22 protein-coding genes and 1 riboswitch are annotated in these 23,882 nt (G+C 65.7%); of the genes, 14 read left to right on the top strand and 8 right to left on the bottom strand.

Annotated features, from left to right (window positions below; translation table 11 throughout):
- Nucleotides 1–6: 6 nt before the first annotated feature.
- From aroE to mgtE, 3 genes are all read left to right on the top strand, one after another.
- A complete protein-coding gene (aroE, locus tag AC22G6_RS14185) occupies nt 7–840 on the top strand; it encodes a shikimate dehydrogenase (RefSeq protein WP_487367299.1) in 834 nt (277 codons plus the stop codon).
- The gene (gene mtgA, locus AC22G6_RS14180) at nt 837–1,529 is read left to right on the top strand and encodes a monofunctional biosynthetic peptidoglycan transglycosylase (protein WP_487367298.1); all 693 of its coding nucleotides are present in this window, start codon (nt 837–839) and stop codon (nt 1,527–1,529) included. Before aroE ends, mtgA begins: the two co-directional genes overlap by 4 nt.
- Nucleotides 1,530–1,647: 118 nt before the next feature.
- Entirely contained in the window at nt 1,648–3,090 is a 1,443-nt protein-coding gene (mgtE, locus tag AC22G6_RS14175; RefSeq protein ID WP_487367297.1) for a magnesium transporter, read from the top strand.
- A 10-nt stretch (nt 3,091–3,100) separates the two neighbouring features.
- On the opposite strand, the gene AC22G6_RS14170 is transcribed toward mgtE, so the two are convergent.
- The 4 genes from AC22G6_RS14170 to thiD all read right to left on the bottom strand — a co-directional run bounded on the left by AC22G6_RS14170 (nt 3,101) and on the right by thiD (nt 6,768).
- The gene (locus AC22G6_RS14170) at nt 3,101–3,676 is read right to left on the bottom strand and encodes a TMEM165/GDT1 family protein (protein ID WP_487367296.1); all 576 of its coding nucleotides are present in this window, start codon (nt 3,674–3,676) and stop codon (nt 3,101–3,103) included.
- Nucleotides 3,677–3,680: 4 nt separating this feature from the next.
- Nucleotides 3,681–3,850: riboswitch (yybP-ykoY riboswitch) on the bottom strand.
- Between the two features lie 48 nt (nt 3,851–3,898).
- Nucleotides 3,899–5,182 (bottom strand): glutamate-1-semialdehyde 2,1-aminomutase, encoded by a 1,284-nt coding sequence (gene hemL / locus AC22G6_RS14165; protein ID WP_487367295.1) that lies wholly within the window; start codon nt 5,180–5,182, stop codon nt 3,899–3,901.
- A gap of 118 nt (nt 5,183–5,300) precedes the next feature.
- On the bottom strand, nt 5,301–5,936 hold the full coding sequence (gene thiE / locus AC22G6_RS14160; RefSeq protein WP_487367294.1) for a thiamine phosphate synthase: 636 nt from the start codon (nt 5,934–5,936) through the stop codon (nt 5,301–5,303).
- Nucleotides 5,929–6,768, bottom strand: a complete 840-nt coding sequence (gene thiD / locus AC22G6_RS14155) for a bifunctional hydroxymethylpyrimidine kinase/phosphomethylpyrimidine kinase (protein WP_487367293.1) — start codon at nt 6,766–6,768, stop codon at nt 5,929–5,931. The genes thiE and thiD overlap by 8 nt, the downstream gene beginning before the upstream one ends.
- A gap of 111 nt (nt 6,769–6,879) precedes the next feature.
- Between thiD and AC22G6_RS14150 the strand changes: the two genes are divergently transcribed.
- The 6 genes from AC22G6_RS14150 (at nt 6,880) to AC22G6_RS14125 (ending at nt 16,771) form a co-directional block, all read left to right on the top strand.
- Nucleotides 6,880–7,032 (top strand): rubredoxin, encoded by a 153-nt coding sequence (locus AC22G6_RS14150; RefSeq protein WP_269807785.1) that lies wholly within the window; start codon nt 6,880–6,882, stop codon nt 7,030–7,032.
- Nucleotides 7,033–7,135: 103 nt separating this feature from the next.
- The gene (gene pilG, locus AC22G6_RS14145; protein WP_108949773.1) at nt 7,136–7,522 is read left to right on the top strand and encodes a twitching motility response regulator PilG; all 387 of its coding nucleotides are present in this window, start codon (nt 7,136–7,138) and stop codon (nt 7,520–7,522) included.
- 21 nt (nt 7,523–7,543) lie between these two features.
- Complete coding sequence (locus AC22G6_RS14140) at nt 7,544–7,909, top strand: response regulator (protein ID WP_108949774.1); 366 nt, start codon at nt 7,544–7,546, stop codon at nt 7,907–7,909.
- A 6-nt stretch (nt 7,910–7,915) separates the two neighbouring features.
- Entirely contained in the window at nt 7,916–8,428 is a 513-nt protein-coding gene (locus AC22G6_RS14135) for a chemotaxis protein CheW (RefSeq protein ID WP_108949775.1), read from the top strand.
- 56 nt (nt 8,429–8,484) lie between these two features.
- The gene (locus AC22G6_RS14130; RefSeq protein ID WP_487367292.1) at nt 8,485–10,608 is read left to right on the top strand and encodes a methyl-accepting chemotaxis protein; all 2,124 of its coding nucleotides are present in this window, start codon (nt 8,485–8,487) and stop codon (nt 10,606–10,608) included.
- 16 nt (nt 10,609–10,624) lie between these two features.
- The gene (locus AC22G6_RS14125) at nt 10,625–16,771 is read left to right on the top strand and encodes an Hpt domain-containing protein (RefSeq protein WP_487367291.1); all 6,147 of its coding nucleotides are present in this window, start codon (nt 10,625–10,627) and stop codon (nt 16,769–16,771) included.
- 40 nt (nt 16,772–16,811) lie between these two features.
- On the opposite strand, the gene AC22G6_RS14120 is transcribed toward AC22G6_RS14125, so the two are convergent.
- Nucleotides 16,812–18,254, bottom strand: coding sequence for a cryptochrome/photolyase family protein (locus tag AC22G6_RS14120; RefSeq protein WP_487367290.1), 1,443 nt, complete (start codon nt 18,252–18,254; stop codon nt 16,812–16,814).
- Between the two features lie 99 nt (nt 18,255–18,353).
- Between AC22G6_RS14120 and AC22G6_RS14115 the strand changes: the two genes are divergently transcribed.
- From AC22G6_RS14115 to AC22G6_RS14095, 5 genes are read left to right on the top strand one after another with little or no spacing between them, the layout of a single operon-like run.
- Complete coding sequence (locus tag AC22G6_RS14115; RefSeq protein ID WP_108949778.1) at nt 18,354–18,920, top strand: YqgE/AlgH family protein; 567 nt, start codon at nt 18,354–18,356, stop codon at nt 18,918–18,920.
- A complete protein-coding gene (gene ruvX, locus AC22G6_RS14110; protein ID WP_108949779.1) occupies nt 18,913–19,386 on the top strand; it encodes a Holliday junction resolvase RuvX in 474 nt (157 codons plus the stop codon). The genes AC22G6_RS14115 and ruvX overlap by 8 nt, the downstream gene beginning before the upstream one ends.
- Complete coding sequence (gene pyrR / locus AC22G6_RS14105) at nt 19,373–19,873, top strand: bifunctional pyr operon transcriptional regulator/uracil phosphoribosyltransferase PyrR (RefSeq protein WP_487367289.1); 501 nt, start codon at nt 19,373–19,375, stop codon at nt 19,871–19,873. Before ruvX ends, pyrR begins: the two co-directional genes overlap by 14 nt.
- Complete coding sequence (locus AC22G6_RS14100; RefSeq protein WP_487367288.1) at nt 19,866–20,825, top strand: aspartate carbamoyltransferase catalytic subunit; 960 nt, start codon at nt 19,866–19,868, stop codon at nt 20,823–20,825. Before pyrR ends, AC22G6_RS14100 begins: the two co-directional genes overlap by 8 nt.
- A gap of 10 nt (nt 20,826–20,835) precedes the next feature.
- A complete protein-coding gene (locus tag AC22G6_RS14095; protein ID WP_487367287.1) occupies nt 20,836–22,113 on the top strand; it encodes a dihydroorotase in 1,278 nt (425 codons plus the stop codon).
- A 23-nt stretch (nt 22,114–22,136) separates the two neighbouring features.
- On the opposite strand, the gene AC22G6_RS14090 is transcribed toward AC22G6_RS14095, so the two are convergent.
- The 3 genes from AC22G6_RS14090 to proC are packed head-to-tail and all read right to left on the bottom strand — an operon-like array spanning nt 22,137 to nt 23,842.
- Entirely contained in the window at nt 22,137–22,433 is a 297-nt protein-coding gene (locus AC22G6_RS14090) for a DUF167 domain-containing protein (protein WP_487367286.1), read from the bottom strand.
- Nucleotides 22,430–23,011 carry a YggT family protein gene (locus AC22G6_RS14085; protein ID WP_487367285.1) on the bottom strand — a complete coding sequence of 194 codons (582 nt, stop codon included), beginning with the start codon at nt 23,009–23,011 and terminating at the stop codon, nt 22,430–22,432. The genes AC22G6_RS14090 and AC22G6_RS14085 overlap by 4 nt, the downstream gene beginning before the upstream one ends.
- 6 nt (nt 23,012–23,017) lie before the next feature.
- On the bottom strand, nt 23,018–23,842 hold the full coding sequence (gene proC / locus AC22G6_RS14080) for a pyrroline-5-carboxylate reductase (protein WP_487367284.1): 825 nt from the start codon (nt 23,840–23,842) through the stop codon (nt 23,018–23,020).
- Nucleotides 23,843–23,882 lie beyond the last annotated feature (40 nt).

Genomic DNA, 23,882 nt, shown 5'->3' with positions numbered 1-23,882 from the left:
CCGACCATGGACCGCTACGCCGTCATCGGCCATCCGATCGCCCACAGCAAATCGCCCCGGATTCACGCTGCCTTCGCCCGCCAGACCGGCCAGCAACTCGAATACGAAGCGCTGCTCGCGCCGCTGGACGGCTTCGTCGACACGGTTACGCAGTTTCGCGAGGCGGGCGGGCGCGGGCTCAACGTCACCGTGCCCTTCAAGCTCGAGGCCTTCGCCCTGGCCAGCCGCCGTACCGATCGCGCCGCAACGGCCGGCGCTGTGAATACGCTGATGTTCGACGCCGACGGGATTCTCGGTGACAACACCGACGGCGCCGGACTGGTGCGCGATCTCGTCGCCAATCTGCAGTGCCCGCTGGCGCGACGGCGTGTGCTGCTGCTGGGCGCAGGGGGCGCCGCGCGTGGCGCATTGCTGCCCCTGCTGCAGGCCGGGCCGGCAAGCCTGACCCTGGCCAATCGCACCGAAGCGAAGGCACACGCGCTGGCAGACGCCTTCCGGCAGTACGCAGCCAGCACCACCCTTCACGCAAGCACCTTCGCCGGGCTGGCCGGGCAGCAGTTCGACGTGGTCATCAACGCCACCTCGGCAAGCCTTGCAGCCGAGGCCCCGCCACTTCCTGCCGGAATCTACGCGCCGGACGCACTGGCTTACGACATGATGTATGGCAGCAGCGAAACCGCCTATTTGCGCGCAGCGCGCGAAGCCGGCGTGAAGCATCTCGCCGACGGACTCGGCATGCTGGTCGAACAGGCCGCGGAAAGCTTTGCCCTGTGGCGCGGCGTCCGCCCGCACACCGCGCCGGTGCTGGCCGAACTGCGCCGCGAACTGGCTGCTGCATGAAGCAGCCCCTGCGCTGGGCCGGTCGCGGCCTGCTTGCCATCATTGCACTGCTGCTGCTCTGGCAGCTGTGGTTCTTCGCCCATGTGGCGTGGTGGAGTCAGTTCGACCCGGGCAGCACGAGCTTCATGCGTTTGCGCCTGTCCGAGATGCGCGAGACGAACCCGAAGGCCAGCTTGCGCCACACCTGGGTGCCTTACGCGAAGATCTCCTCCCATCTGAAACGTGCGGTGGTGGCAGCAGAGGACGACCGCTTCGTCGACCATGAGGGCTTCGACTGGGTGGGCATCCAGCGTGCGCTGGAAAAGAACGAACGCAAGGGGCGCGCTGTCTCCGGCGGCTCGACCATCAGCCAGCAGCTGGCGAAGAATCTATTCCTGTCACCATCGCGCAGTTATCTGCGCAAGGCGCAGGAGGCCGTGATCACGGTCATGATCGAGGCCTTGTGGAGCAAGCGTCGGATTCTCGAGGTCTATCTGAACGTCGTGGAGTGGGGCGACGGTGTGTTTGGCGCAGAAGCCGCCGCACAGCGCTATTTCGGCCTGTCCGCCGGTCGCCTTGGGCCAGCCGAGAGTGCCCGCCTCGCGGTCATGCTGCCCAACCCGCGCAAATATGAGCGCAGCTTCGGCCCCCGTCTCGCGGCGCATGCCGAGCGGATCCGGGCACGCATGGGGTATTCGCAGATTCCCTGAGAAGCCGCATCGAAGCGTGCTTCGGCGATTTCTCATGCGGTAACGGATTCGGGGTCGCACGGCTGGCGCCAAGTCCGTAGAATCCGCGTTTCACCCATCCGTCCCCACCTGCCGCGCGATGAATACGGAACAGGAACTGCACCCCGACGATGTCCAGCAGCACCTGCGCGAAGTGCAGGCGCTGCTCGCGCGCCAGAAGGTCGCGGAAGACCTCGTCCACCGTCAGGACATGCCGCGCCACGAGCTGGTCGAGAACCTGGTGCACAAGCAGCACGAAGCTGCGCTGCGCAACAAGCTCGACACCCTGCACTCGGCCGACGTCGCCTACATTCTCGAAGCGCTGCCGCTCGAAGAGCGTCTCTACGTCTGGAACCTGGTCAAGGCCGAGCGCGACGGCGACATCCTGCTCGAAGTCTCGGACGCGGTCCGCGAGTCGCTGATCGAGACCATGGAACCGCACGAGCTCAAGGCCGCTGCGGAAACCCTGGATGCCGACGAGCTTGCCGACCTTGCGCACGACCTCCCGCCCGAGATCATCCAGGACGTCTATCAGTCGCTCGACACCGAGGGCCGCGAGCAGCTGCGCGCAGCGATGTCCTACCCGGAGGATTCGGTCGGTGCGCTGATGGACTTCGACATGGTGACGGTGCGCGAAAACGTCACCCTCGAGGTGGTGCTGCGCTATCTGCGCCGCTTCGAGGAACTCCCCGACCACACCGACAAGCTGTTCGTGATCGACCGCGACGATCACCTGATGGGCATCCTGTCGCTCGAGTCGCTGCTGATCAACGATCCCGAGAAGGAAGTCTCGGAGGTCATGCGCGACGAGACCGTGATCAGCTTCTCACCCGACGATCCTGCCGACGACGCGGCACAGGCCTTCGAACGTTACGACCTCGTCTCCGCGCCGGTGGTGGATCGTCACAAGCGCGTGATCGGCCGCGTCACCGTGGCCGACGTGGTGGACTTCATCCGCGAGGAATCCGAAGCCGAGATCCTGAGCCACGCCGGTCTGCGCGAGGAAGAGGACATCTTCGCTTCCGTTTGGGATTCGGTGAAGAACCGCTGGGCCTGGCTGGCGGTGAACCTGGTCACTGCCTTCATCGCCTCGCGCGTGATCGGTGCCTTCGAGGGCTCGATCGAGCGCCTGGTGGCGCTGGCCGCGCTGATGCCCATCGTCGCCGGCATCGGCGGCAACTCGGGCAACCAGACCATCACCATGATCGTGCGCGCCATCGCCATGGGTCAGGTCAAGCAAAGCGCGATGCAGCGCCTGCTCAAGAAGGAACTCGGCGTGGCCCTGTTCAATGGCGTGGTGTGGGGCGGCCTGCTCGGTGTGCTCACCTGGTGGCTGTACGACAACGCCTCGCTCGGCATGGTGATGACCGCGGCGATGACGCTCAACCTGCTGCTCGCAGCCTTCGCCGGCGTCACCATTCCGATGCTGCGTCAGCGCCTCGGTGGCGATCCGGCGATCGGCGGCTCGGTGATGATCACCGCGCTCACCGACTCGGGCGGCTTCTTCATCTTCCTCGGCCTGGCCACGCTGTTCCTGCTCTGAGAACCGGCGGCTACAGGCCGAAGGCGGACGCTGCGCCCAGCAAGGTGGCAATGCCGAGGATGGCGAAGATGGCGGCAGCAATGCCATGCACCAGACGCACCGGCATGCGGTCTGCGATCTTGCCGCCAAGAATCACCGCGGGAACGTTGGCAATCATCATGCCGACCGTCGTACCAGCAACCACAAGCGCAAGGCTCTGATACTGGGCTGCAAGCGCCACCGTTGCGATCTGCGTCTTGTCGCCCATCTCCGCGAGAAAGAAGGCAATCAGGGTCGTCCCGAAAGCGCCGAAGCGGGCGAGCTTGGCGTCCTCCTCATCGAACTTGTCGGGAATCAGGGTCCACACCGCCATCGCGAGGAAGGAAATGCCGAGTACCCAGCGCAGCGTATCCGGCCCCATCAGGGTCGTGATCCACGCGCCGACGGCGCCGGCAAATCCGTGATTCGCCAGCGTGGCCAACAGGATGCCGGCGATGATCGGCCACGGCTTGCGGAATTTTGCTGCAAGAATGAAGGCGAGCAGCTGGGTCTTGTCGCCCACTTCTGCGAGGGCGACGATGCCGGTTGATACGAGGAATGCGTCCACAATCGGTCTCCTGGCCGGAAAAGACGAATGACCACTCACCTTTCCGGCCAAGTCCGAAGGTGGTGGTCAAAGGTCTTGCCAAGCTGGGAAACCGCCTGCGCCATGGCCGGACGACCAAGCATGTTGACGCAGGCCCTTTCGTGCGAAAGGAGGCTACTCCCCAATGACGGGCGGAATTCTACGCAGCGCCCCGAGCGCTGTCCATCCGCCCGGGGTGGGAAGTCAGCGCCAGGACGCGAAGATGCGTCGCGCCGCATCCACCGTTGCGGCGATTTCGGCCTCGCCATGCGCAGCGGACACGAATCCGGCCTCGAACGCGGACGGCGCGAAGTAGTGGCCCTCGTCCAGCATCGCATGGAAGAAGCGGTTGAAGGCTTCGGTGTCGGACATCATCACGTCCTTGAAGGAGGTGGGAACGGCGTCGCTGAAATACACCCCGAACATGCCGCCCACCGAGTCGGCGCTGAACACGACGCCTGCATCGCGCGCAGCGGCGCTCAGACCCGACACCAGTGCGGTGGTGCTGGCACCCAGGCGGTCGTAGAAGCCCGCCTCGCGCGTGAGGCGCAGCGACACCATGCCCGCAGCCACTGCAACCGGACTGCCGGAGAGGGTGCCGGCCTGATAGACCGAGCCCAGCGGTGCGATCTTCTCCATGATGTCGCGACGCCCGCCGAATGCGCCCACCGGCATGCCGCCGCCGATCACCTTGCCCAGCGTCGTGAGGTCGGGCGTGATGCCGAACAGACCCTGCACACCCTGCGGCCCGACACGGAAACCGGTCATCACCTCGTCGAAGATCAGCACGGTGCCGTACTCGGTACAGATGCGGCGCAGGCCTTCGAGGAAGCCGGGATTGGGCTTGATCAGGTTCATGTTGCCGGCCATCGGCTCGACGATGATCGCGGCGATCTCATCGCCCCGGGCCTTGAACACGGCCTCGATCTGCTCGAGGTCGTTGAAGTCGAGGACGATGGTGTGCTTGGCGAAGTCTTCCGGCACGCCGCCCGACGACGGGTTGCCGAAGGTCAGCAGACCGGAACCGGCCTTCACCAGCAGGCTGTCGGCATGACCGTGGTAGCAGCCCTCGAACTTGATGATCGCGTCACGACCGGTGAAGCCGCGTGCCAGCCGGATCGCGCTCATCGTCGCTTCAGTGCCGGAGCTGACCAGGCGCACCATTTCAACGGATGGCAGCATCTCGCAGATCAGCTCGGCCATCTCGACCTCGCTCTCGGTCGGTGCTCCGAAGGACAGGCCCTTGAGCGCCGCCTCGCGCACGGCTTCGATGATGGCCGGATGCGCATGACCGGTGATGGCCGGGCCCCACGAACCCACGTAGTCGATGTAGCACTTGCCATCGGCATCCCACACCCGCGCACCCTCAGCGCGATCGATGAAGCGCGGCGTACCGCCGACCGAACGGAAAGCACGGACGGGCGAGTTGACGCCACCGGGGATGGTGCGCTGGGCACGCTCGAAGAGCGCTTGGTTTCGGCTAGTCATGGCAGGATCTTCTTACTTGGGCACGGAATCCGTAATTGTCGCCCGCCAGCGCCTGCCGGGTCCACCCGTGACATCAAAACCGGACACCGCGCGCGAAAAATTCAGGGGCGGTCCGCGCTCAGGCAAAGCGGGCGGCGAAATCGCGCGCGCGGGCAGCCGGATCCGGGGCTCCGAAAACATCGCTGATCACCGCCGGATAGTCGGCGCCCGCCGCGATGACTTCGGCCACGTTGTCGAGCGTGATGCCGCCGATTGCAGCCACCGGTACGCGCAGTTCGCGCCGCGCGCGCGCCAGCAACTCGAACGGGGCATGCACCGCATGCGGCTTGGTCGGCGACACGAATACGGCCCCGAAGGCCACGTAGTCCGCACCGGCCGCAACGCCAGCCTGCGCCCTCGCCCATTCGTTGTAGCAGGTGACGCCGATGATGCGGTTCGCGCCCAGCGCCAGCCGCGCCTGCGCGGGATCGCCGTCGTCGCGGCCCAGATGCACACCATCTGCATTGATCACCAGCGCCAGCTCGAGATCGTCATTGACCACCAGCGGTACACCCGCCTGCCGGCACAAGGCCAGCACCGCCTCGGCCTGCGTCCTGCGCAAGGCGGCGGACGCCAGCTTGCTGCGGTACTGCATCAACGCCGGGCGTCCGCGCAGCACCTGTTCAACCAGCGCCAGCAGACGCGCACTGTCGGCGTCGTCCGGCGTCACCGCATAGAGCCCCGGCGCGGGCATGATGCCTGCAGTCTCAGTCATCCGCTTCGCCCTTGCCACGTGCCCAGAAAAACCGGTCCGGGATCGCCCGCCCCATGCCCGGAAGGTAGGCATGGCGCAAGGCCTGCTGGGTGAATTCCTGCGCTTCACGCACCGCCTCGGGCATCGCCATGCCGTGTGCCAGCCCTGCCGCTGCCGCGGCGGCCATGGTGGCACCTGCCCCGAGATAACGCCCGGGCAGGCGCTCCCAGGCGTCGGTACGAATCACGCCCTGTTCGCCAACCAGCATATTCACAACTTGCGGGCCATGGTCGCCCCCTCCGGTCAGCAGTACGTACTCGACCCCCAGTTCGAGCAGGCGGGCCACGGCCTCTTCGGGCGAAAGCGGCTCCTCGCCGTCCTCGTCGATGTCGAAGCCGGCGAGGCGCAGCACCTCGTGCCGGCTCGCCACCAGCAGGGTCGTCTGCGGCAGGATCAGTTCGGCCAGCACCGCCACGAGGTCGTCGTCCGCAGCCTGATCAACACTGGTGTACAGGGCAGGCTCGACGACGAGCGGGATATCGGGATAGTCGGACAGGATTTCTGCGGCGGTCGCCGTGTTCTCGACACTCCCGCAGAAACCGAACTTGAACGCATGAACAGGAATGTCCTCGAGCACGGTGCGGACCTGGGCCGCAAGCACATCCGGCTCGATGGCGATGCAGTCGTCCACGCCACGGGTGTCGCGCACGACCATTGCGGTCTGCACTGCCAGCGGATGGCAGCCCATGCTGGCAAGGGTCAGGATGTCCGACGGCAGGCCGCCTCCGCCGGTGGCATCGGCAGCAGACAGGCAGAGCACGACGGGAGGTACGTCGGGAATCGCAACAGGCATTGGGGTCGTGCGCCTGACATGGCGCATCCATTGAAATACGGTAAGATTAACCGCATTTTACTGCCATTCCTCTCCGCCTCTGCCATGTCCGATCAGCCCTTCAAGACCTATATGTGCCTCATTTGCGGCTTCATCTACGACGAGGCCGCCGGCTTGCCGGACGAAGGCATTGCGCCAGGCACCCGCTGGGAAGACGTTCCGCCGAACTGGACCTGTCCGGAATGCGAAGCCCGCAAGGAAGACTTCGAGCTCATCGAAATATGACAAGTGATGTGCTGCGACATGTCTTTTGGAGTATGCTTCCGGCCAACCGAATTTTGATCGCAGTCACGCAAGCTTCTTCGCTGCGTCACCGAGGACATTCTGCATGGACCTGAGCGGACTCAAGGTGATGGTCATCGACGACAGCAATACCATTCGTCGTAGTGCCGAAATTTTTCTGAGCCAGGCGGGCTGCCAGGTGCTGCTGGCCGAGGACGGGTTCGACGCACTGTCCAAGATCACCGATCACCACCCCGATGTCATATTCGTCGACATCATGATGCCTCGCCTCGACGGCTATCAGACCTGCGCGCTGATCAAGAAGAACCCGCGCCTCTCATCCACGCCCGTCATCATGCTGTCGTCCAAGGACGGACTGTTCGACCGTGCGCGCGGCCGCATGGTGGGGTCGGACGAATACCTGACCAAACCATTCACCAAGGACAGCCTGATCAAGGCGGTGGCAGTGCACGCCAGCAATCGCCCCCGCTGATTCTCTCGATGGAAACGCTCCATGCCGATCAAGAAGATACTCGTCGTTGATGATTCACCCACCGAGCGCCTCGCGCTCTCGCAAGTGCTGAGCAAGAACGGCTATGACGTCGTGACTGCCGAAAGCGGCGAAGAGGCGATCACCAAGAGCCGCAGCGAAAAGCCCGACCTCATCCTCATGGACGTGGTCATGCCCGGCATGAACGGTTACCAGGCGACCCGCACCATCTCGCGCACCGATGAGACCCGCAGCATCCCGATCATCATGTGCACGAGCAAGGGACTGGAAACCGACAAGATCTGGGGCATGCGCCAGGGCGCCTACGACTACATGGTGAAGCCGGTAGAGCACGACGCACTGCTCGCGCGCATCAAGAGCATCGGCTGATCCATCATGTCCAGACGGATCAGCCTGCGCGAATTCCAGGAAAACCTCGCGCATCGCCTGGCCGAAGCGCAGACCGGCGAACGCCGTGGCCTGCTCGGCGTGCAGGCAGGCAACGAGAACTGGCTCCTCAACCTCGCCGAAACCGGCGAGATCCTGGCACCGCCGCCGCTTGCCCATGTTCCGCTGACCCGCGAGTGGTATCGCGGACTGGCCAATGTGCGTGGCACCCTCTTCGGCGTCATCGACTTTTCGAGCTTTCACGGCGGCGTGCCAATCGTTGCAGGCGGTCACGCGCGCCTGCTGCTGGTCGGCGCCAAGCATGGCGTGCACAGTTCGCTGCTCGTCACCCGGGTACTGGGTCTGCGCAGCGAAGAGGATTTCGAGGCCGATCACGGGCCTCCGGACGCGCGCCCCTGGGTCAGCAAGCGCATGCGTGACATGCAGGACCACCCCTGGCTCAAACTGGATATTCCGCAACTGCTCGCGCAGGGTGCGTTTCTCGACGCCGGGGCAGACTGACCCGGGCGCCTCACCATCACTCAAAGCTTAATTCAGACAGCGGCGGAGCACGGCACATGGCATTCAAGCTCTCCTTAGGCAAGGACAAGGCTTCCGGGCACGATACGGCGTCCGACACCACGATCATGGAAAACTACAATCAACCTGCACCGGCCTCCGCCGGCGCCAAGGCCGATGGCAACGAGCGCCCGGTCAGCAGCAGGATACGCAGCCTCGGCTTCGTCTTCGGCGCACTCGTCGTCGCCACGGTCGGCCTGGTGATCTACCAGAACCAGCAAACCGGAAACGCAACCCGGCAGGTTGCGGCCGCGGGTGAAATGCAGACCCTGTCCCAGCAGATCGCGAAGTCCGCCCAGCTCGCCCTTCAGGGCAATGCGGCCGCCTTTGCCGAACTCAAGCGCGGCAGCAGCCGCTTCGCCACCCTCGCGCTCGCGCTCGATCAGGGCGGCGAACTCGAAGGCGCCGCGTTCCCGGCCGCAAGCGGCGGTGCGCGCACCCAGCTCGACGCGGTCAAGGAGAGCTGGGCCAAAATGGAAAAGGATGCGCAGCAGCTGATCGGCCAGGAGCAGACCCTGCTGACGCTCAATGCTGCGGTGGAAACGATCAACAAGGGCAACGACGCGCTGCTTGACCTCACCGAGCAGATTGCTGCGCTCAAGCTGCAGGCCGGCGCCAGCCCCACCGACATCGCCACCGCCAACCGGGCAGTGATGCTGACCCAGCGCATCGCCAAGAACGTCAACGCGCTGCGCGTGGCCGATGCCATCGACCCCGAGATTGCATTCCTGCTGGGCAAGGACACCAACACCTTCCGCGAACAGCTCGCTGCCATGGAGCAGATGGGCGGCGACAGCGAAGTCCGCACGCGCATCCGGCAACTGCTCGCCAGCTCGAAGGAAACCCAGGAAGCCGTCGGCAACGTGCTCGGCAACATCCAGCTTCTGGTGCAGGCCAAGCAGGCAGGCAGCCGGCTGTTCGACGACTCGTCGGCGCTGCTCGCACGCAGCACCGAGCTGAGCGAAGCGTTCAACAGCGCCGTGCGCGGTTTCAACCCGCTGTCGGCCCTGATCGCCCTGACCGCGCTTGCGGCGCTCGCAGCCATCGGCATGATGGCCAAGATCTACAACGACGACGTCTCTCAGCGCCGCGCCGACGCCGAGCGCATGCGGGTGAGCGCCGAGGACGAGCGCAACCTCACGCAGCAGGCCATTCTGCGCCTCATGAACGAGATGGGCGACCTCGCCGACGGTGACCTCACCATCCGCGCCACGGTATCGGAAGACATTACCGGCGCCATTGCCGACTCGGTCAACTACACCATTGAAGAACTCTCGGTGCTGGTGCGACGCATCAACGACGCAGCCAGCCGGGTGACGACCGCCACCCAGGCCGCACAGCAGACGTCGAACGAACTGCTCGACGCGACCGAGCGCCAGACGCGCGAGATCGAAGAGGCCGGCGCCACCGTGCAACGCATGGCGCAGTCGATGACCGAATCGTCCGAGCGCGCGCTGGAATCCGCACAGGTCGCGCGCCGCTCGCTGGACTCTGCGCGCAAGGGCGCCGACGCGGTGGAGAACACCATCCGCGGCATGAATGCCATCCGCGACAAGATTCAGGAAACCTCCAAGCGGATCAAGCGCCTGGGCGAGTCGTCGCAGGAGATTGGCGAGATCGTCGAGCTGATTTCCGACATTACCGAACAGACCAACGTGCTCGCGCTCAACGCCGCCATTCAGGCCGCTTCGGCCGGCGAGGCGGGACGCGGATTCACCGTCGTCGCAGAAGAAGTGCAGCGACTGGCTGAGCGCTCGGCCGAAGCAACCAAGCAGATCTCGGCTATTGTGAAAACAATTCAGACCGACACGCAGGATGCAGTGGGCGCAATGGAAAACGCGACCCGCGACGTGGTCGAAGGGGCTCAGCTGTCCGATGCAGCCGGTCAGGCGCTGGCCGAGATCGGTCAGGTGTCGATGGACGCCGCACAGCGAATCGAACAGATTTCCACCGACACCCAGGATCAGGCCGCAACCGCTGGCCGGGTGGCAGGAACGATGAAGGAAATTCTCGCCATTACCGAGCAGACGACCCGCGGCACGAAGCAGACTGCAGTCTCGATCGGACAGCTGGCCGACCTCGCAGTCGAGCTCAAGGGCTCTGTCTCCGGCTTCAAGGTCTAAGCACGAGAACCCATTCATGACGCAAGCCAAGGAACTGGATCTGGGGCCACTGACCTGGGTCAAGAGCGAAATCGATCTGGCCCTCGCCCGCGCTGCAGAAAGCCTGGGCGAAGCAAGTCGCGCAAGCGATGCGGCTGCCCGCATTCAGTTCGCGCAGACCCACCTGCACCAGGTCCGCGGCGCGCTGTCCATCGTCGGCCTTGACGGGCTGACCCAGTTTGCAACCGGCGTCGACCAGCTGTTCGGCGACATGAGCCGCGGCGACGCGGTGATTGACGAAAACAGCATCGAGCTGGTCGGTCGCGCGCTCTCGAGCATCGGCAACTATCTCGAGGAGCTCGCACATGGCACGCCGGACCAGCCCTTGCGTCTGCTGCCGCTCTACCGCGAGATCGTCGCTGCACGCGGCCTCGAGGCGCCCTCGGCTGCAGACCTGTTCTTCCCCGATACCAGCCTGCGCGCACCGCGGCGTCAGTCGTCAGCACCGCTCGCGCCGGACGCCCTGCAGCCCGCCATCCGCGGCCTGCGAGCCCGCTTTCAGCGCGGCCTGCTCGAATGGCTCAAGAACCCGACGGCCGATAACGGCCCCGAATCGATGCGTGCCGCACTCGACGAACTCGAGACAATCGAGCCGAGTGCGCCGGCACGCGCGCTGTGGTGGGTTGGTCAGGCCATGGTCGGCACCCTGGGTAGCACGCCGGAATCGGACAGGGTCGAGGTCAAACGCCTGCTGTCCCGGCTGGAAGCGCAGTTGCGCCGTGCAGGTGACGGTCCGCAACCCGTACCCGAGCGCCTGTTGCGCGAAATGCTCTATCAGGTGGCGACGCAGCCGGCCCTCACAAGTGTTCAGCAGGCCGTCCGTGACAACTGGCAACTCGACGCCATGCTGCCCGAGCCGGGCGCGCGCGTCAGCGAACTGCCGCTGGCCCCCTTGCTGCAGGATCTTCGCGGCCGCCTCTCCGAGCTCAAGGAAGAATGGGACGCCTTCAGCGCCGGCACGGCGATTGCGCTGCAACGTTTCGAGACCGCACTCGACGAATTCTCCGCCCCGGTCAGCCGGCTCGGCCGCCCTGCGGTAGACCGTCTGATTGGCGGCATCCGTCAGTTCACCGCCTGGCTGCGCAAGGACCCGCTGCATTTCTCCGAAGCCATCGCCATCGAGATGGCAACGGCCCTGCTGCTGGCGGAAGCCGCACTCGACCGCAGCGTGCCCGACGCCGGCTTCTCCGAGCAGGTCAAGGAAGCCATCGAACGGCTCGACGCGCTCAGCAGAGGCGAGCAGGTTGAGGCGGTCGACAGCTCTCCCGGCCTCGAAGCGGCGCGACGCGCGCAGGAAAAAGAAGCACTCGGGCATGTCTCGCGCGAGATCCTGTCCAGCCTGGCCAACATTGAACAGACACTGGACGACTTCTTCCGCGATCAGCACAAGCGCGCACCGCTGGCCCAGCTTTCGGGCCCGCTGCACCAGATTGAGGGCGCCCTGTCCCTGCTCGGCGAAACTGATGCCATCGAACTGGTGCACGCAGCCGGCGAGACCATTGCCGGCTTTGCCGAAGACGACAGCCCGGCCGACAGCGCAGCATTCGAAGCCCTCGCCCATCAGTTGTCGGCACTGGGCTTTTTCGTGCAGTCGCTGCAGCACGGCAAGTCCACGCTGCAGCAGTTCCTGAACGGCGACGCGACCCCCTCCCCGGCACAGGCTGACGAGGCAGTCGTCCCGGCGCAGGCAGCCGACGCCGGCACTGCCGCAGCCGACGCACACGTCACCGAAGCAGCCGACGAGGCGGTACCCGACACGGGTACGCCGGTCCCCGAGGGTGCAGACGTCGCGGGAGTCGCTCCCGAGGACGCCGAGCTCGAAGAGATCGACCTCGAAGACACCGGCCCTGACGACGCAGACGCCATGGCGGCTGCGAGCGCGGAAGAGACGCACGAAGATCAGCCCCCTGCCGCGCCGGCCATCCAGCAGGTTGCGGACGATACCCGCCGCCTGATGGAGTCGAGCGACGAGGAAATCGACGCCGAGCTGCTGTGCATCTTCATCGAAGAGGCATACGAAGTGCTGGCAACCGTTGCCGAACAGCTGGAGCTGTCGCGCACCGAGCCGGCAAACGGTGAATGCCTGACCGCAATCCGTCGCGGTTTCCACACCCTCAAGGGCAGCGGACGGATGGTCGGGCTGCATGATTTCGGTGAGGCTGCCTGGGCGCTTGAACAAACCCTCAATCGCTGGCTCCAGCTTGAGTGGCCACCCACATCCGCGCTGCACCACCTGATCGACGAGGCCCACCAGCACTTTTCGGCCTGGGTTGTGCAGCTCGAAAGCGGTGGCTCTCAGCATCGCGATGTGTCGGCCCTGCTCGCCGAGGCCAGACGCCTCAACGAGAGCGACGAACCGACACAGGAATCGGCCGTCGGACAGGCGGAGCCCCGCGCACCGACCGCGGATGCCGCGGACGAAGCCGACATCATCGAAACCACGCTCGACTTTGACCTCACGCTGTCCGAGGACGGCGAGGTCCTGCCCTTCGCTGGCGATGTCGAGGTGTCCGGTTTCCTGCCGGAAGAAACCTCACTTGAGGACTTCCCCCTCATCGACGAAGACAGCGGTGTCGAGCTCGCGCATGATGCGTCGGACACGATCGGCGCCCCATCCGAAGAGCAGGCCCGGCCGACAGGCGAGGACGCCGACCAGGGCGACGCACTGGATCTCGAGCTGTCGGAAGTCGAAGAACTCGACTTCGAGGCAACCCCTGCACCGGAACCCGGGGAAGAACCGGCCGACGCCGACACCCCGCTCGACCTGCTGCAGATCACCGCGCTCGACGAAACCTGGATGCCGCCCGAAGAGGTGCTCGAACCGGCGACCGAAGTGCCGCCCGTCGAACCGCCCGACACCACCGAAAGCCCCTCCGATCTGCTGCAGATCACGGCCCTCGATGAATCGTGGCTGCCCGCCGAAGAGGTGGACGCGCCCACCGGCGCTGGCGACACCCCGGACTGGGCAAGCACAGACGCAACCGAAGCAGTGCCCGACGAACACGGCGCCATCCCACAGGACGAATCCGCGACTTACCCCAACGAGGCTGGCACCGAGCCCGCAGAGGACCAGGCGGACGCCCTGACCAAAGCCGGCATGGACACCGACGCCATCGAGCTCGACGCGGAGGAAGCGACAGACCTCCCCGCTGAGGCGCCCGCAGCCGTTGAGCCTGAGCCTGAGCCTGAGCCTGAGCCTGAGCCTGAGCCTGAGCCTGAGCCTGAGCCTGAGCCTGAGCCTGAGCCTGAGCCTGAGCCTGAGCCTGAGCCTGAGCCTGAGCCTGAGCCTGAGCCTGCAGAGTTTGCTCCGGCCACACCGATTCCCGAAGAGGAAGCGGTGGGCGAGACCGTGTCGGAGCGCGAAGCGCAGCAGGACGCCGACTTCGTCCGCATCGACGATGTCGAGATCTCCCGCCCGCTTTACGATCTGTATGTGGCGGAAGCCCGCCATCACATCGCCACCCTGCACCAGGAGTTCGCGCGCCTCAAGGCCAACCCGACGCTTCAGCTGCCCGAGGTCGCACTGCGCGCCGCACACACCTTTGCCGGCATTTCGGGGACGGCCCGCATCGATCCGCTCCACGCCCTGGCGCGCGCACTCGAACATGCCGAACAACGTCTGCGCGACCAGTCCGCGGCCCCTTCAGCCGATGATCTGGCGCTGTTCAGAACCAGCGTCGACACGCTGGAGGCCATGCTCGCAGAGGTCGTCAACAAACGCATGCCGCTTGAGGTGCCCGACCTGGTCGAGCAGCTCGAGCACGCGTGTCGTCACCCAAACGCCCCCGGCCGCAGCATCGCACCCGAGGCGGCCCCGGCTGCCGCGAGCCCCGCACCGGCACAGATACCGGAAGATGTCCCGGCGACGCGCGTCAGCGATGAGATCGACGAGCAGTTGCTGCCGATTTTCCTCGATGAAGCCGGCGAACTGCTCAGCGAACTGCACGCCGTGCTGCGTACCTGGCAGACCGATGCCAGCAATGCCGATTACCCGAAGAGCGTTGCGCGCCTGCTCCACACCCTGAAGGGCAGCGCACGCATGGCCGGTGCAATGCTGCTCGGCGAGCAGATTCACCAGCTCGAATCGCGTCTCGAAGCATCGCTCAAGAGCGGCCGCGAGATGCCGGCCCTGATCGAGGAGCTGGTCACCAGCCTCGACCATACCGAACAGATGGTCGACGGTCTGGCGGGCGGCGAAACAGGCCAGGTGCCCGAAACGCCCGAGACGCAGAAAACCGCCGCCGACACCGGCCCGGCCGTCAGCATCGACACCACCCCGGGCGAGACCGACAACGCCGCGGCGTCCGGCACCCTGAGGGTGCGTGCCGAGCTGGTTGACCGCTTCGTGAACGAGGCCGGCGAGATCGGGGTTGCCCGCACCCGTATCGAGGGCGAGCTGCGTAACCTGCGCCGCTCGATGCTGGACCTGACCGAGAACGTCATTCGCCTGCGCAATCAGTTGCGCGAGGTCGAGATCCAGGCCGACGTCCAGATGCAGTCGCGCATGGCGCAGGCGGAATCGCGACACACCGAGTTCGACCCCCTTGAGATGGACCGCTACACCCGGCTGCAGGAACTCACCCGGATGATGGCCGAGAGCGTCAACGACGTCACGACGGTACAGCAGAGTCTGCTGAAGAACCTCGACGGCGCCGACATCGCCCTGCACAGCCAGGCCCGCATGTCGCGGGAATTGCAGCAGGCCCTGATGCAGGTCCGCATGGTGCCTTTCGACAGCCTCGCCGACCGCCTCTACCGCATCGTGCGCAAGGGCACCAAGGAGCTGGGCAAGCGCGCCAACCTCGACCTGCGCGGTGGCCGCATTGAAGTCGACCGCAGCGTGCTCGAACACATGGTGGCACCGCTCGAGCACCTGTTGCGCAACTCGCTCGCCCACGGCATCGAGGCCCCCGAGCAGAGACGCGCCGCCGGCAAGCCCGAAATCGGTCAGATCACCCTCAGCGTCAGCCAGGAAGGCAACGAAATCGTGCTTGAGCTTGCCGACGACGGCGCCGGTCTCGACTTCGAGCGCATCGCGGCAAGGGCGCGCGCCAACGGCTTGCTGGCAGCGGACGAAACCACCGACGAGCGTCGCCTGACGAACCTGATCTTCGTGCCCGGTTTCTCCACCGCAGGCACCGTGTCGGCAGTCTCCGGGCGCGGCGTCGGCATGGACGTGGTGAAGGCGGAGACCGCAGCGGTCGGCGGCCGCATCGACGTCAGCAGCGCGCCGGATGCCGGCACCGTGTTCCGCATCTACCTGCCATTGACACTGGCCGTCACCCAGGCCCTGCTGGTACGCGCAGCGGGACGCCACTTCGCGATTCCGTCGAGCATGGTGGCCCAGGTCATGGAGCTCAAGGCCGATGCACTCGATCGCCTGTGCAAGGACGGCGGCACCGACTGGATGGGGCAGCACTATGCGTACCGCTATCTGCCGCGTCTGCTCGGCGACCCGGTCAGCCAGCCCGAGGTCCAGCGCTACAACTGGGTGCTGTTGCTGCGCGCCGGCGCACAGACGCTTGCGCTGCATGTCGACGCCCTGCGCGGCAACCAGGAAATCATCGTCAAGAATGCCGGCCCGCAGCTCACCCGCATCGTGGGCATGTCGGGCGCGACGGTGCTAGGCGACGGCGAGATCGTGCTGATCCTCAACCCGGTCGCGCTGGCCAGTCGCGGCCTGAGCGGCAATGATGTCGTTGCGGTGACGGATGCACATGAACTGCCGCCCCAGCCCGCCGCAGAGCCACTGCATGTCCCGACGGTGATGGTGGTCGACGATTCACTCACCGTACGCAAGATTACCGGCCGCCTGCTCGAACGCGAGGGTTACCGCGTCATCACCGCCAAGGATGGCGTGGACGCCCTGGAGGCCCTGATCGAGACGGTGCCGGACGTCATGCTGTGCGACATCGAGATGCCCCGCATGGACGGCTTCGACCTGGTGCGCAACGTCCGCGCGGACGCACGCACGAAAGACGTGCCGGTCATCATGATCACCTCGCGGCTGGCGGACAAACATCGCAGCTACGCGATGGAAGTCGGCGCCAACCACTACTTGGGCAAGCCCTATCAGGAAGAGGAGCTGCTCGCGCTCATCGCGGGCTACGCGCGACGCAACTGAGCGGCGCCGGGGCCGGCCGCGGCAGGGCCGTGCCCCGTTTTCAGCCGCCCTTGACGATGCCGAACCGCGCCAGGGTGCGTGCTCGCGCGCTGGCGTGATCGACGACAGGTGCCGGGTAGTCGGTGCCGATCCGGACACCCGCGGCGGACTGGTCGATGCCGCCCATCGTCCACGGCGCATGGACAAACTTGTTCGGTACCCGTTCGAGCTCAGGCACGTAGCGACGAATGAAGCGCCCCTCGGGATCGAACTTTTCCGATTGCGTCACCGGGTTGAAGATGCGGAAGTAGGGCTGCGCATCGCAACCGGTCGACGCCGCCCACTGCCAGCCGCCGTTGTTTGCGGCCAGATCGAAGTCGATCAGGTGGTCGGCGAAATAACGCTCGCCCAGACGCCAGTCGATACCGAGATCCTTGGTCAGGAAGGAGGCCACGATCATCCGCAGGCGGTTGTGCATGTAGCCGGTCTGGTTGATCTGGCGCATCGCGGCATCCACCAGCGGGTAGCCGGTACGGGCTTCACACCAGGCGGCGAACAGCTCGGGCGCATCGTCCCACTGCACACGCGCGTACTCGGGCTTGAAGGTGGTCTCCACCACGCGCGGGTGGTGCCACAGGATCATGTGGTAGAAGTCGCGCCACACCAGTTCGCTGAGCCAGGTTTCCGCCCCCTCCCCGCCGTGCTGCCAGGCGTAGGCCACCAGCTCGCGTATCGACACCGTGCCGAAACGCAGGTGGGTGGACAGATACGACACGCCCTTCACTGCCGGAAAGTCGCGCGTCCGCTTGTAGCGGTCGATGCGGCCCTTGAAGGCCTCGAACAGCTCACGTCCGCCCGTCACGCCCAGCGGCATGCGCAGCTCGGCGAGATTTCCTGCACCGAAGCCGAGCTCGTCGAGCGCCGGAATACGCTCACCCTCCGGCTTCGGCGCAAATGCGCCAGCGTGCTTTTCCACCGGATATGCCTGGACGAAAAAGCTGTCGAGCTTCTTCAGCCAGGCATTGCGGTAGGGCGTGAATACGCTGAAGGGCGTGTTGCCCTGGGTCAGCACCTCGTCACGCTCGAAGATCACCTGATCCTTGAAGTCGACGAAGCCGATGCCGTCCGCCGCCAGCGCCTCGGCCACCTTGCTGTCACGCGTGATCGCCGCCGGTTCGTAGTCCCGGTTGGCGCACACCTGATCGACACCGAGCGCCCGCGCCAGGCGCGGAATCTCCTCAACAGCCCTGCCATGGCGCACGATCAGACCCGCGCCCCGGCCACCCGTCGCACGCGCCAGGGCGTCGAGCGCGGCATCGAGCTCGGTCACCGCATGATGAATGAAGCCAACCCGGCGATCCTCCCTCGAGGGCAGTGCATCGAGAATGTCGCGGTCGAACACGAACACGCAATAGACCTTCTGCGCATGACGCAGGGCGTGATGCAGGGCCGCATGGTCGAAGTGGCGCAGATCGCGGCGAAACCAGACAAGTGCAGCATGCATGAGATCGAACATCCGGGATGAACAAGGGCCTGGTAAGAGCGCAGGTCGAGCGATGAGGTTCCCCGCGCAAGCCGCCCAGTGTCGGCGTAAAATACGCGAATGGATACCGTCTCGAGCAATCTCACGCACCACTTCCTGATCGCCATGCCCAGCATGGCGGATCCGCATTTCGCCCGTGCGCTGACCTATATCGCGGAACACAACGACCAGGGCGCGCTGGGCGTGATCGTGAACCGGCCGATCGACATGACGCTCGCGACCCTGTTCGAGCGCATCGAACTGCCGCTCGACGCAGAAGGCTTCGCCGACCAGCCGGTGTATTTCGGCGGGCCGGTGCAGACCGACCGCGGCTTCGTGCTGCACCGGCCGAGCGGCGAATGGCACTCGACGCTGCGCGTCAACGACGAGGTCGGCCTCACCAGCAGCCGCGACATCCTGCAGGTTATCGGCGCCACCGGCGAACCCAGCGAAGTGCTGGTCAGCCTCGGCTACGCCGGCTGGGATGCGGGACAGCTCGAGCAGGAGCTGGCGGACAATGCCTGGCTGACGGTGCCCGCCGACATGGCCATCGTCTTCGACCTGCCCCCCGAAGAGCGCCTGGCCGCCGCGATGCAGAAGCTGGGGGTGGACTTCGCAAAACTGAGCGAGGTTGCCGGGCATGCCTGAAAGCGCGGCGGCTGCAACGCCGCCTGCATTGCCCGAGCGTGGCAGCCTGCTTGGCTTCGATTTCGGTCTGGCACGCATTGGCGTGGCGAGCGGCGAGCTCGAAACCGGCCATGCGACGGCGCTCACCACCGTGCACGAAGAAAGCAACAACGGCCGCTTTGGCGCCATCGCCGGACTGATTGAGGAGTGGAAGCCGGTGGCCCTCGTCGTCGGCCTGCCCCGTCATCTCGATGGCGACGAACACCAGCTCAGCGCACGCTGCCGCCGCTTTGCCAATCAGCTGCACGGCCGCTTCGGCCTGCCGGTCATGCTGACTGACGAGCGCCTGTCCTCGGTCGAGGCCGAACAGCAACTGCGCGAAGCCGGCGTCAAGCAATGGCGCGAACGCAAGCAGCAACTCGACGCGGTCGCCGCTCAACTGATCCTGCAACACTTTCTGGACTCCATCCGACATGCCAAGTCTTGATGCAGAAAACCTGTGCCGGCAGCTCGCCGAACAGCTGCGCCCCCACATCACCCCCACCACTGCCCTGGTTGGCATTCGTACCGGCGGCCTGTGGCTGGCCGAACGCCTTCATGCGATGCTCGGCATCAGCCAGCCGCTGGGGGCAATCGACGTCTCCTTCTATCGCGACGACTATGGCGCGCGCGGCCTGCACACCAAGCCGCAGCGCACCGAGATTCCCTTCAGCGTCGAAGCTGCGCACGTGATCATCGTCGATGACGTGCTGTTCACCGGCCGCACCACCCGCGCCGCGCTGAACGAGCTGTTCGACTTCGGCCGTCCTGCCTGTGTAGAGCTGGCCGTGCTTGTGGACCGCGGCGGGCGCGAACTCCCGGTCGCCGCGCGCTATTGCGCCCTGACCCTGCCCGAACCCCTGCCCCCGTCGCGGAACCTGCAACTTGAGCGCGACGAAGACGGCAGCCTCAACCTGAGGACAGTCGATGCTTAATCCCCAGCTCAACAAGAACGGCGAGCTGCAGCACCTGCTTACGCTGGACGGCCTGCCGCGCGACATCATCAACGCCATTCTCGATACGGCTGCGCCCTTCACCGAAGTGGCCGAGCGCGAGGTCAAGAAGCTGCCGCTGCTGCGCGGCAAGAGCATCTTCAACCTGTTCTTCGAGAACTCCACGCGCACCCGCACCACCTTCGAGATCGCCGCCAAGCGCCTGTCGGCCGACGTGGTGAACCTCAACGTCTCGACCAGCTCCACCGCCAAGGGCGAGAGCCTGCTCGATACGGTCGATAACCTGTGCGCGATGCAGGCCGACATGTTCGTCGTTCGCCATGCCGCCAGCGGCGCGCCCTTCCTGATCGCCCAGCACCTGCGCGCCAACGGCCGCAACGACATCCACGTCGTCAATGCCGGCGACGGACGTCATGCCCACCCCACCCAGGGTCTGCTGGACATGTACACGATCCGCCACTACAAGCAGGATTTCACCAAGCTGACGGTGGCCATCGTTGGCGACGTGCTGCATTCGCGGGTGGCGCGCTCGCAGATCTGCGCGCTGACCACGCTGGGCGTGCCCGAAGTCCGCGTCATCGGCCCCAAGACACTGCTGCCGACCGATATCGAAAAAATGGGCGTGCGCGTCTTTCACGACATGAACGAAGGTCTGCGCGGTGTCGATGTCGTGATGATGCTGCGCCTGCAGAACGAACGCATGAACGGTGCGCTGCTGCCCACGCCGCAGGAGTTCTACAAGGTCTGGGGCCTGACTGCGGAAAAGCTCGCGCAGGCCAAGCCCGACGCCATCGTGATGCACCCCGGACCGATGAACCGCGGCGTCGAGATCGACTCCGCCGTCGCCGATGGCGCGCAGGCCGTGATCCTGCCCCAGGTGACCTTCGGCATTGCCGTCCGCATGGCGGTCATGAGCATGCTAGCCGGCCAGTAAGGAAGATTCGATGAAGATCCGTATTGCCAACGGCCGGGTGATTGACCCCGCCAACAAGACAGACTGCGTCCAGGACGTGTTCATTGCCGACGGCAAGATCGTCGCCCTCGGCACCGCCCCCGATGGTTTCGTGGCCGAAAAGACGATCGACGCCAGCGGACTGGTGGTCGCCCCCGGCCTGATCGACCTCTCTGCCCGCCTGCGCGAGCCCGGCTTCGAATACCGCGCCACGCTCGAATCCGAGATGGATGCTGCGATGGCTGGCGGCATCACCAGCCTGGCCATCCCGCCCGACACCGACCCGGTGCTGGACGAACCCGGCCTGGTCGAAATGCTGTGCTACAGGGCCAAGAAACTCAACCGCGCCCATGTGTATCCGGTCGCAGCACTGACGCTCGGCCTCAAGGGCGAGCGCCTGTCGGAAATGGCCGAGCTGGTCGAGGCCGGCTGCGTCGCCTTCTCGCAGGCCAATGTGCCGATCGTCGACAACACCGTGCTGATGCGGGCCATGCAGTACGCGGCCACCTTCGACTTCCGCGTCTGGCTGCAGCCGATCGCCCCCTTCCTGTCGCGCGGCGGCTACGCCCACGACGGTGAAGTTGCCACCCGGCTCGGCCTGCCCGGCATCCCGGTCGCAGCCGAAACCGTCGCCCTGTTTACCTATCTGCAACTGGCACGCATCACCCAGACCCGACTGCACATCACCCGCCTGTCGAGTGCCGAAGGCCTGCATCTGATCGACCAGGCGCGCGCGGACGGCATGGATGTCACCTGCGACGTGTCGATCAACCATGTACACCTGTCGGACATGGATATCGGCTACTTCGACGCCAACTGCCACCTGATCCCGCCGCTGCGCAGCCAGCGCGACCGCGACGCACTGTGCCGTGGCCTGGCCGAGGGCCGCATCAACGCCCTGTGTTCCGACCACACTCCGGTCGACGACGACGGCAAGCTCACCCCCTTCAGCGAATCCGAAGCGGGTGCAACCGGCCTCGAACTGCTGCTGCCGCTGACGCTGAAATGGGCTGAGCGCGCCGGACTGCCGCTCATCGACGCGCTGGCACGCGTCACCTCGGACGCCGCAGCCATCATCGGCATCACCAAGGCGGGCCACCTGTCGCCCGGCGCGCGCGCCGACGTGTGCATCTTCGACCCGGAAGCGCAGGTGTGCATCAACCGCGACAGCCTGCGCAGCCAGGGCAAGAACACCCCCTTCCTTGGGCTGGAACTCCCGGGCAAGGTGCGCTACACGCTGGTCGAAGGGCAGCTGATGTTTATTGGCTGAACAGCCACACCGGGGAAGGCGGCTCAGGCCTGCTCACGCAGCCTGGCTGCCGCCACAGCTGCGGCACCATCCACGCGCACCCGCTTGGCACGCGAGGTCTCGCCGCTGATCAGGCTCACGGCGGATTTCGGCACCTTGCAGAAGTCCGCCAGAAACGCGCACAAGGCCGCATTGGCCTTGCCATCGACCGGCGGTGCGGCGAGCCGGATCTTCATCGCCTCGCCGTGCAGACCGGCAAAGCCGGTCTTTTTGGCCCCGGGCTGAATGTGCAGGGTCAGCGTCAGGCTGCCATCGGCAGCTTCACGCAGCCAGTCGCTCACAGCCCGAACAGCAGGGGCGCGAAACTGTTGCGCATGCCCCCGAGCACCATCAGCAGGATCTGCAGCACCAGCAGCAAGACCAGCGGCGACAGGTCGACATTGGAGATGGTCGGCACCACGCGACGGAACGGGCGCAGAAAGGGCGCCGCCAGCGCGTCGAACAGCGCCGCAGCCGGCGCATGCGGGCTGACCCAGGACAGCACCGCAGAGATCAGCACCACGCCGAACACCAGATACACCATCATGCGCAGCATCTCGACCAGCCCGAGGCCGAGCACGCCCAGTGCGATGCCGGCACCGTCGCCACCGAGGGCGACGCCGCGAATCAGGATCTCGAACACCACCAGCAAGGTCTGGAACGCCCACGCCGGCAGCAGGCTTGCCATGTCCAGACCGAACAGCCCCGGCACCACGCGCCGCAGCGGTCGCACCACCCAGTCGGTGGCGGTGACGACGAACTGTCCGATCTGATTGCGGAACGATACCCGTTGCCACTGCATGAAGAAGCGCGCGAGCAAAACCAGGGTGATCAGGCTGATCGCCGTATCGACGATGAGTAACAGGACGTTGTTGAGCATGCGCGATCAGTCCTTTCCAAGCTCGTCGCCGAGCGCACGGCCACGGTCTGCAGCGGCCGCCACGGCGTCCACCAGGGTATCGTGCCAGCCAGCCTGGGCGAGATGGGCCAGTGCCGCGGCAGTCGTGCCACCCTTGGAGGTCACCTTCTCGCGCAGCACCGAAGGCGCATCCTCGGAGCCTGCAGCCAGGCGCGCAGCACCCAGCACCGTGTCGATCGCTAGCTTGCGCGCCGTCGCCTCGTCGAAGCCCTGCGCACGTCCCGCAGCCTCCAGCGCTTCGATGAAATGGAATACATAGGCCGGGCCGCTGCCGGACACGCCGGTCACGCCATCCATCTGCGCCTCGTCCTCGATCCACACCGTGGAGCCGACCGCGGCGAGAATCCGGCCGGCGGCTTCCTTGCCCGCCACATCGACCGAGGGATCGGCATACAGGCCGGTGATGCCGGCACCAATCAGCGCCGGGGTATTCGGCATGCAGCGCACGATGCGGGTATAGGGTGCCGCCGCGCCGCCAAGCCAGCGGCCGATGTCGCCGAGCCGCAGCCCCGCTGCAATGCTGATCACCAGCACGTCCTTCAGCACACCCGCCAGCGGCGTGAGCGCAGCCTTCATCTGCTGGGGCTTGACCGCCAGCATCAGCACATCGCAGCCCAGCGCCTGCGCATCGGCCACGCCGGTCGCGCGGACACCGAAGCGCTTGTGCAGGCGCTCGCGGTTGTCGGCATCAAGCTCGATCACCTGGATGTCCTGTGCAGCGAAGCCGCGTTCGATCATGCCGCCGATCAGTGCGATGGCCATGTTGCCGCCACCAAGGAAGGTAATTTTCATCTGTTGTCCGAACCATGGAGTAAGTGTTGAGGGGCCGGCA

The sequence above is a fragment of the Parazoarcus sp. PS-13 R2A genome (genome assembly GCF_057621855.1).
The sequence above is the reverse complement of the archived record's forward strand: the minus strand, read 5'-3'. Positions and strand labels throughout refer to the sequence as shown.

What these genes read in the sequence shown, in the direction of transcription:
- AC22G6_RS14140 (WP_108949774.1), top strand. Translation starts at nt 7,544, where the DNA reads ATGCCGATCAAGAAGATACTCGTCGTTGATGATTCACCCACCGAGCGC.
- proC (WP_487367284.1), bottom strand. Translation starts at nt 23,842, where the DNA reads ATGAAAATTACCTTCCTTGGTGGCGGCAACATGGCCATCGCACTGATC.
- hemL (WP_487367295.1), bottom strand. Translation starts at nt 5,182, where the DNA reads ATGACTAGCCGAAACCAAGCGCTCTTCGAGCGTGCCCAGCGCACCATC.
- AC22G6_RS14085 (WP_487367285.1), bottom strand. Translation starts at nt 23,011, where the DNA reads ATGCTCAACAACGTCCTGTTACTCATCGTCGATACGGCGATCAGCCTG.
- thiE (WP_487367294.1), bottom strand. Translation starts at nt 5,936, where the DNA reads ATGACTGAGACTGCAGGCATCATGCCCGCGCCGGGGCTCTATGCGGTG.
- AC22G6_RS14150 (WP_269807785.1), top strand. Translation starts at nt 6,880, where the DNA reads ATGTGCCTCATTTGCGGCTTCATCTACGACGAGGCCGCCGGCTTGCCG.
- aroE (WP_487367299.1), top strand. Translation starts at nt 7, where the DNA reads ATGGACCGCTACGCCGTCATCGGCCATCCGATCGCCCACAGCAAATCG.
- pyrR (WP_487367289.1), top strand. Translation starts at nt 19,373, where the DNA reads ATGCCAAGTCTTGATGCAGAAAACCTGTGCCGGCAGCTCGCCGAACAG.
- AC22G6_RS14125 (WP_487367291.1), top strand. Translation starts at nt 10,625, where the DNA reads ATGACGCAAGCCAAGGAACTGGATCTGGGGCCACTGACCTGGGTCAAG.
- mtgA (WP_487367298.1), top strand. Translation starts at nt 837, where the DNA reads ATGAAGCAGCCCCTGCGCTGGGCCGGTCGCGGCCTGCTTGCCATCATT.
- AC22G6_RS14100 (WP_487367288.1), top strand. Translation starts at nt 19,866, where the DNA reads ATGCTTAATCCCCAGCTCAACAAGAACGGCGAGCTGCAGCACCTGCTT.
- AC22G6_RS14130 (WP_487367292.1), top strand. Translation starts at nt 8,485, where the DNA reads ATGGCATTCAAGCTCTCCTTAGGCAAGGACAAGGCTTCCGGGCACGAT.
- thiD (WP_487367293.1), bottom strand. Translation starts at nt 6,768, where the DNA reads ATGCCTGTTGCGATTCCCGACGTACCTCCCGTCGTGCTCTGCCTGTCT.
- AC22G6_RS14120 (WP_487367290.1), bottom strand. Translation starts at nt 18,254, where the DNA reads ATGCATGCTGCACTTGTCTGGTTTCGCCGCGATCTGCGCCACTTCGAC.
- mgtE (WP_487367297.1), top strand. Translation starts at nt 1,648, where the DNA reads ATGAATACGGAACAGGAACTGCACCCCGACGATGTCCAGCAGCACCTG.
- pilG (WP_108949773.1), top strand. Translation starts at nt 7,136, where the DNA reads ATGGACCTGAGCGGACTCAAGGTGATGGTCATCGACGACAGCAATACC.
- ruvX (WP_108949779.1), top strand. Translation starts at nt 18,913, where the DNA reads ATGCCTGAAAGCGCGGCGGCTGCAACGCCGCCTGCATTGCCCGAGCGT.
- AC22G6_RS14115 (WP_108949778.1), top strand. Translation starts at nt 18,354, where the DNA reads ATGGATACCGTCTCGAGCAATCTCACGCACCACTTCCTGATCGCCATG.
- AC22G6_RS14135 (WP_108949775.1), top strand. Translation starts at nt 7,916, where the DNA reads ATGTCCAGACGGATCAGCCTGCGCGAATTCCAGGAAAACCTCGCGCAT.
- AC22G6_RS14095 (WP_487367287.1), top strand. Translation starts at nt 20,836, where the DNA reads ATGAAGATCCGTATTGCCAACGGCCGGGTGATTGACCCCGCCAACAAG.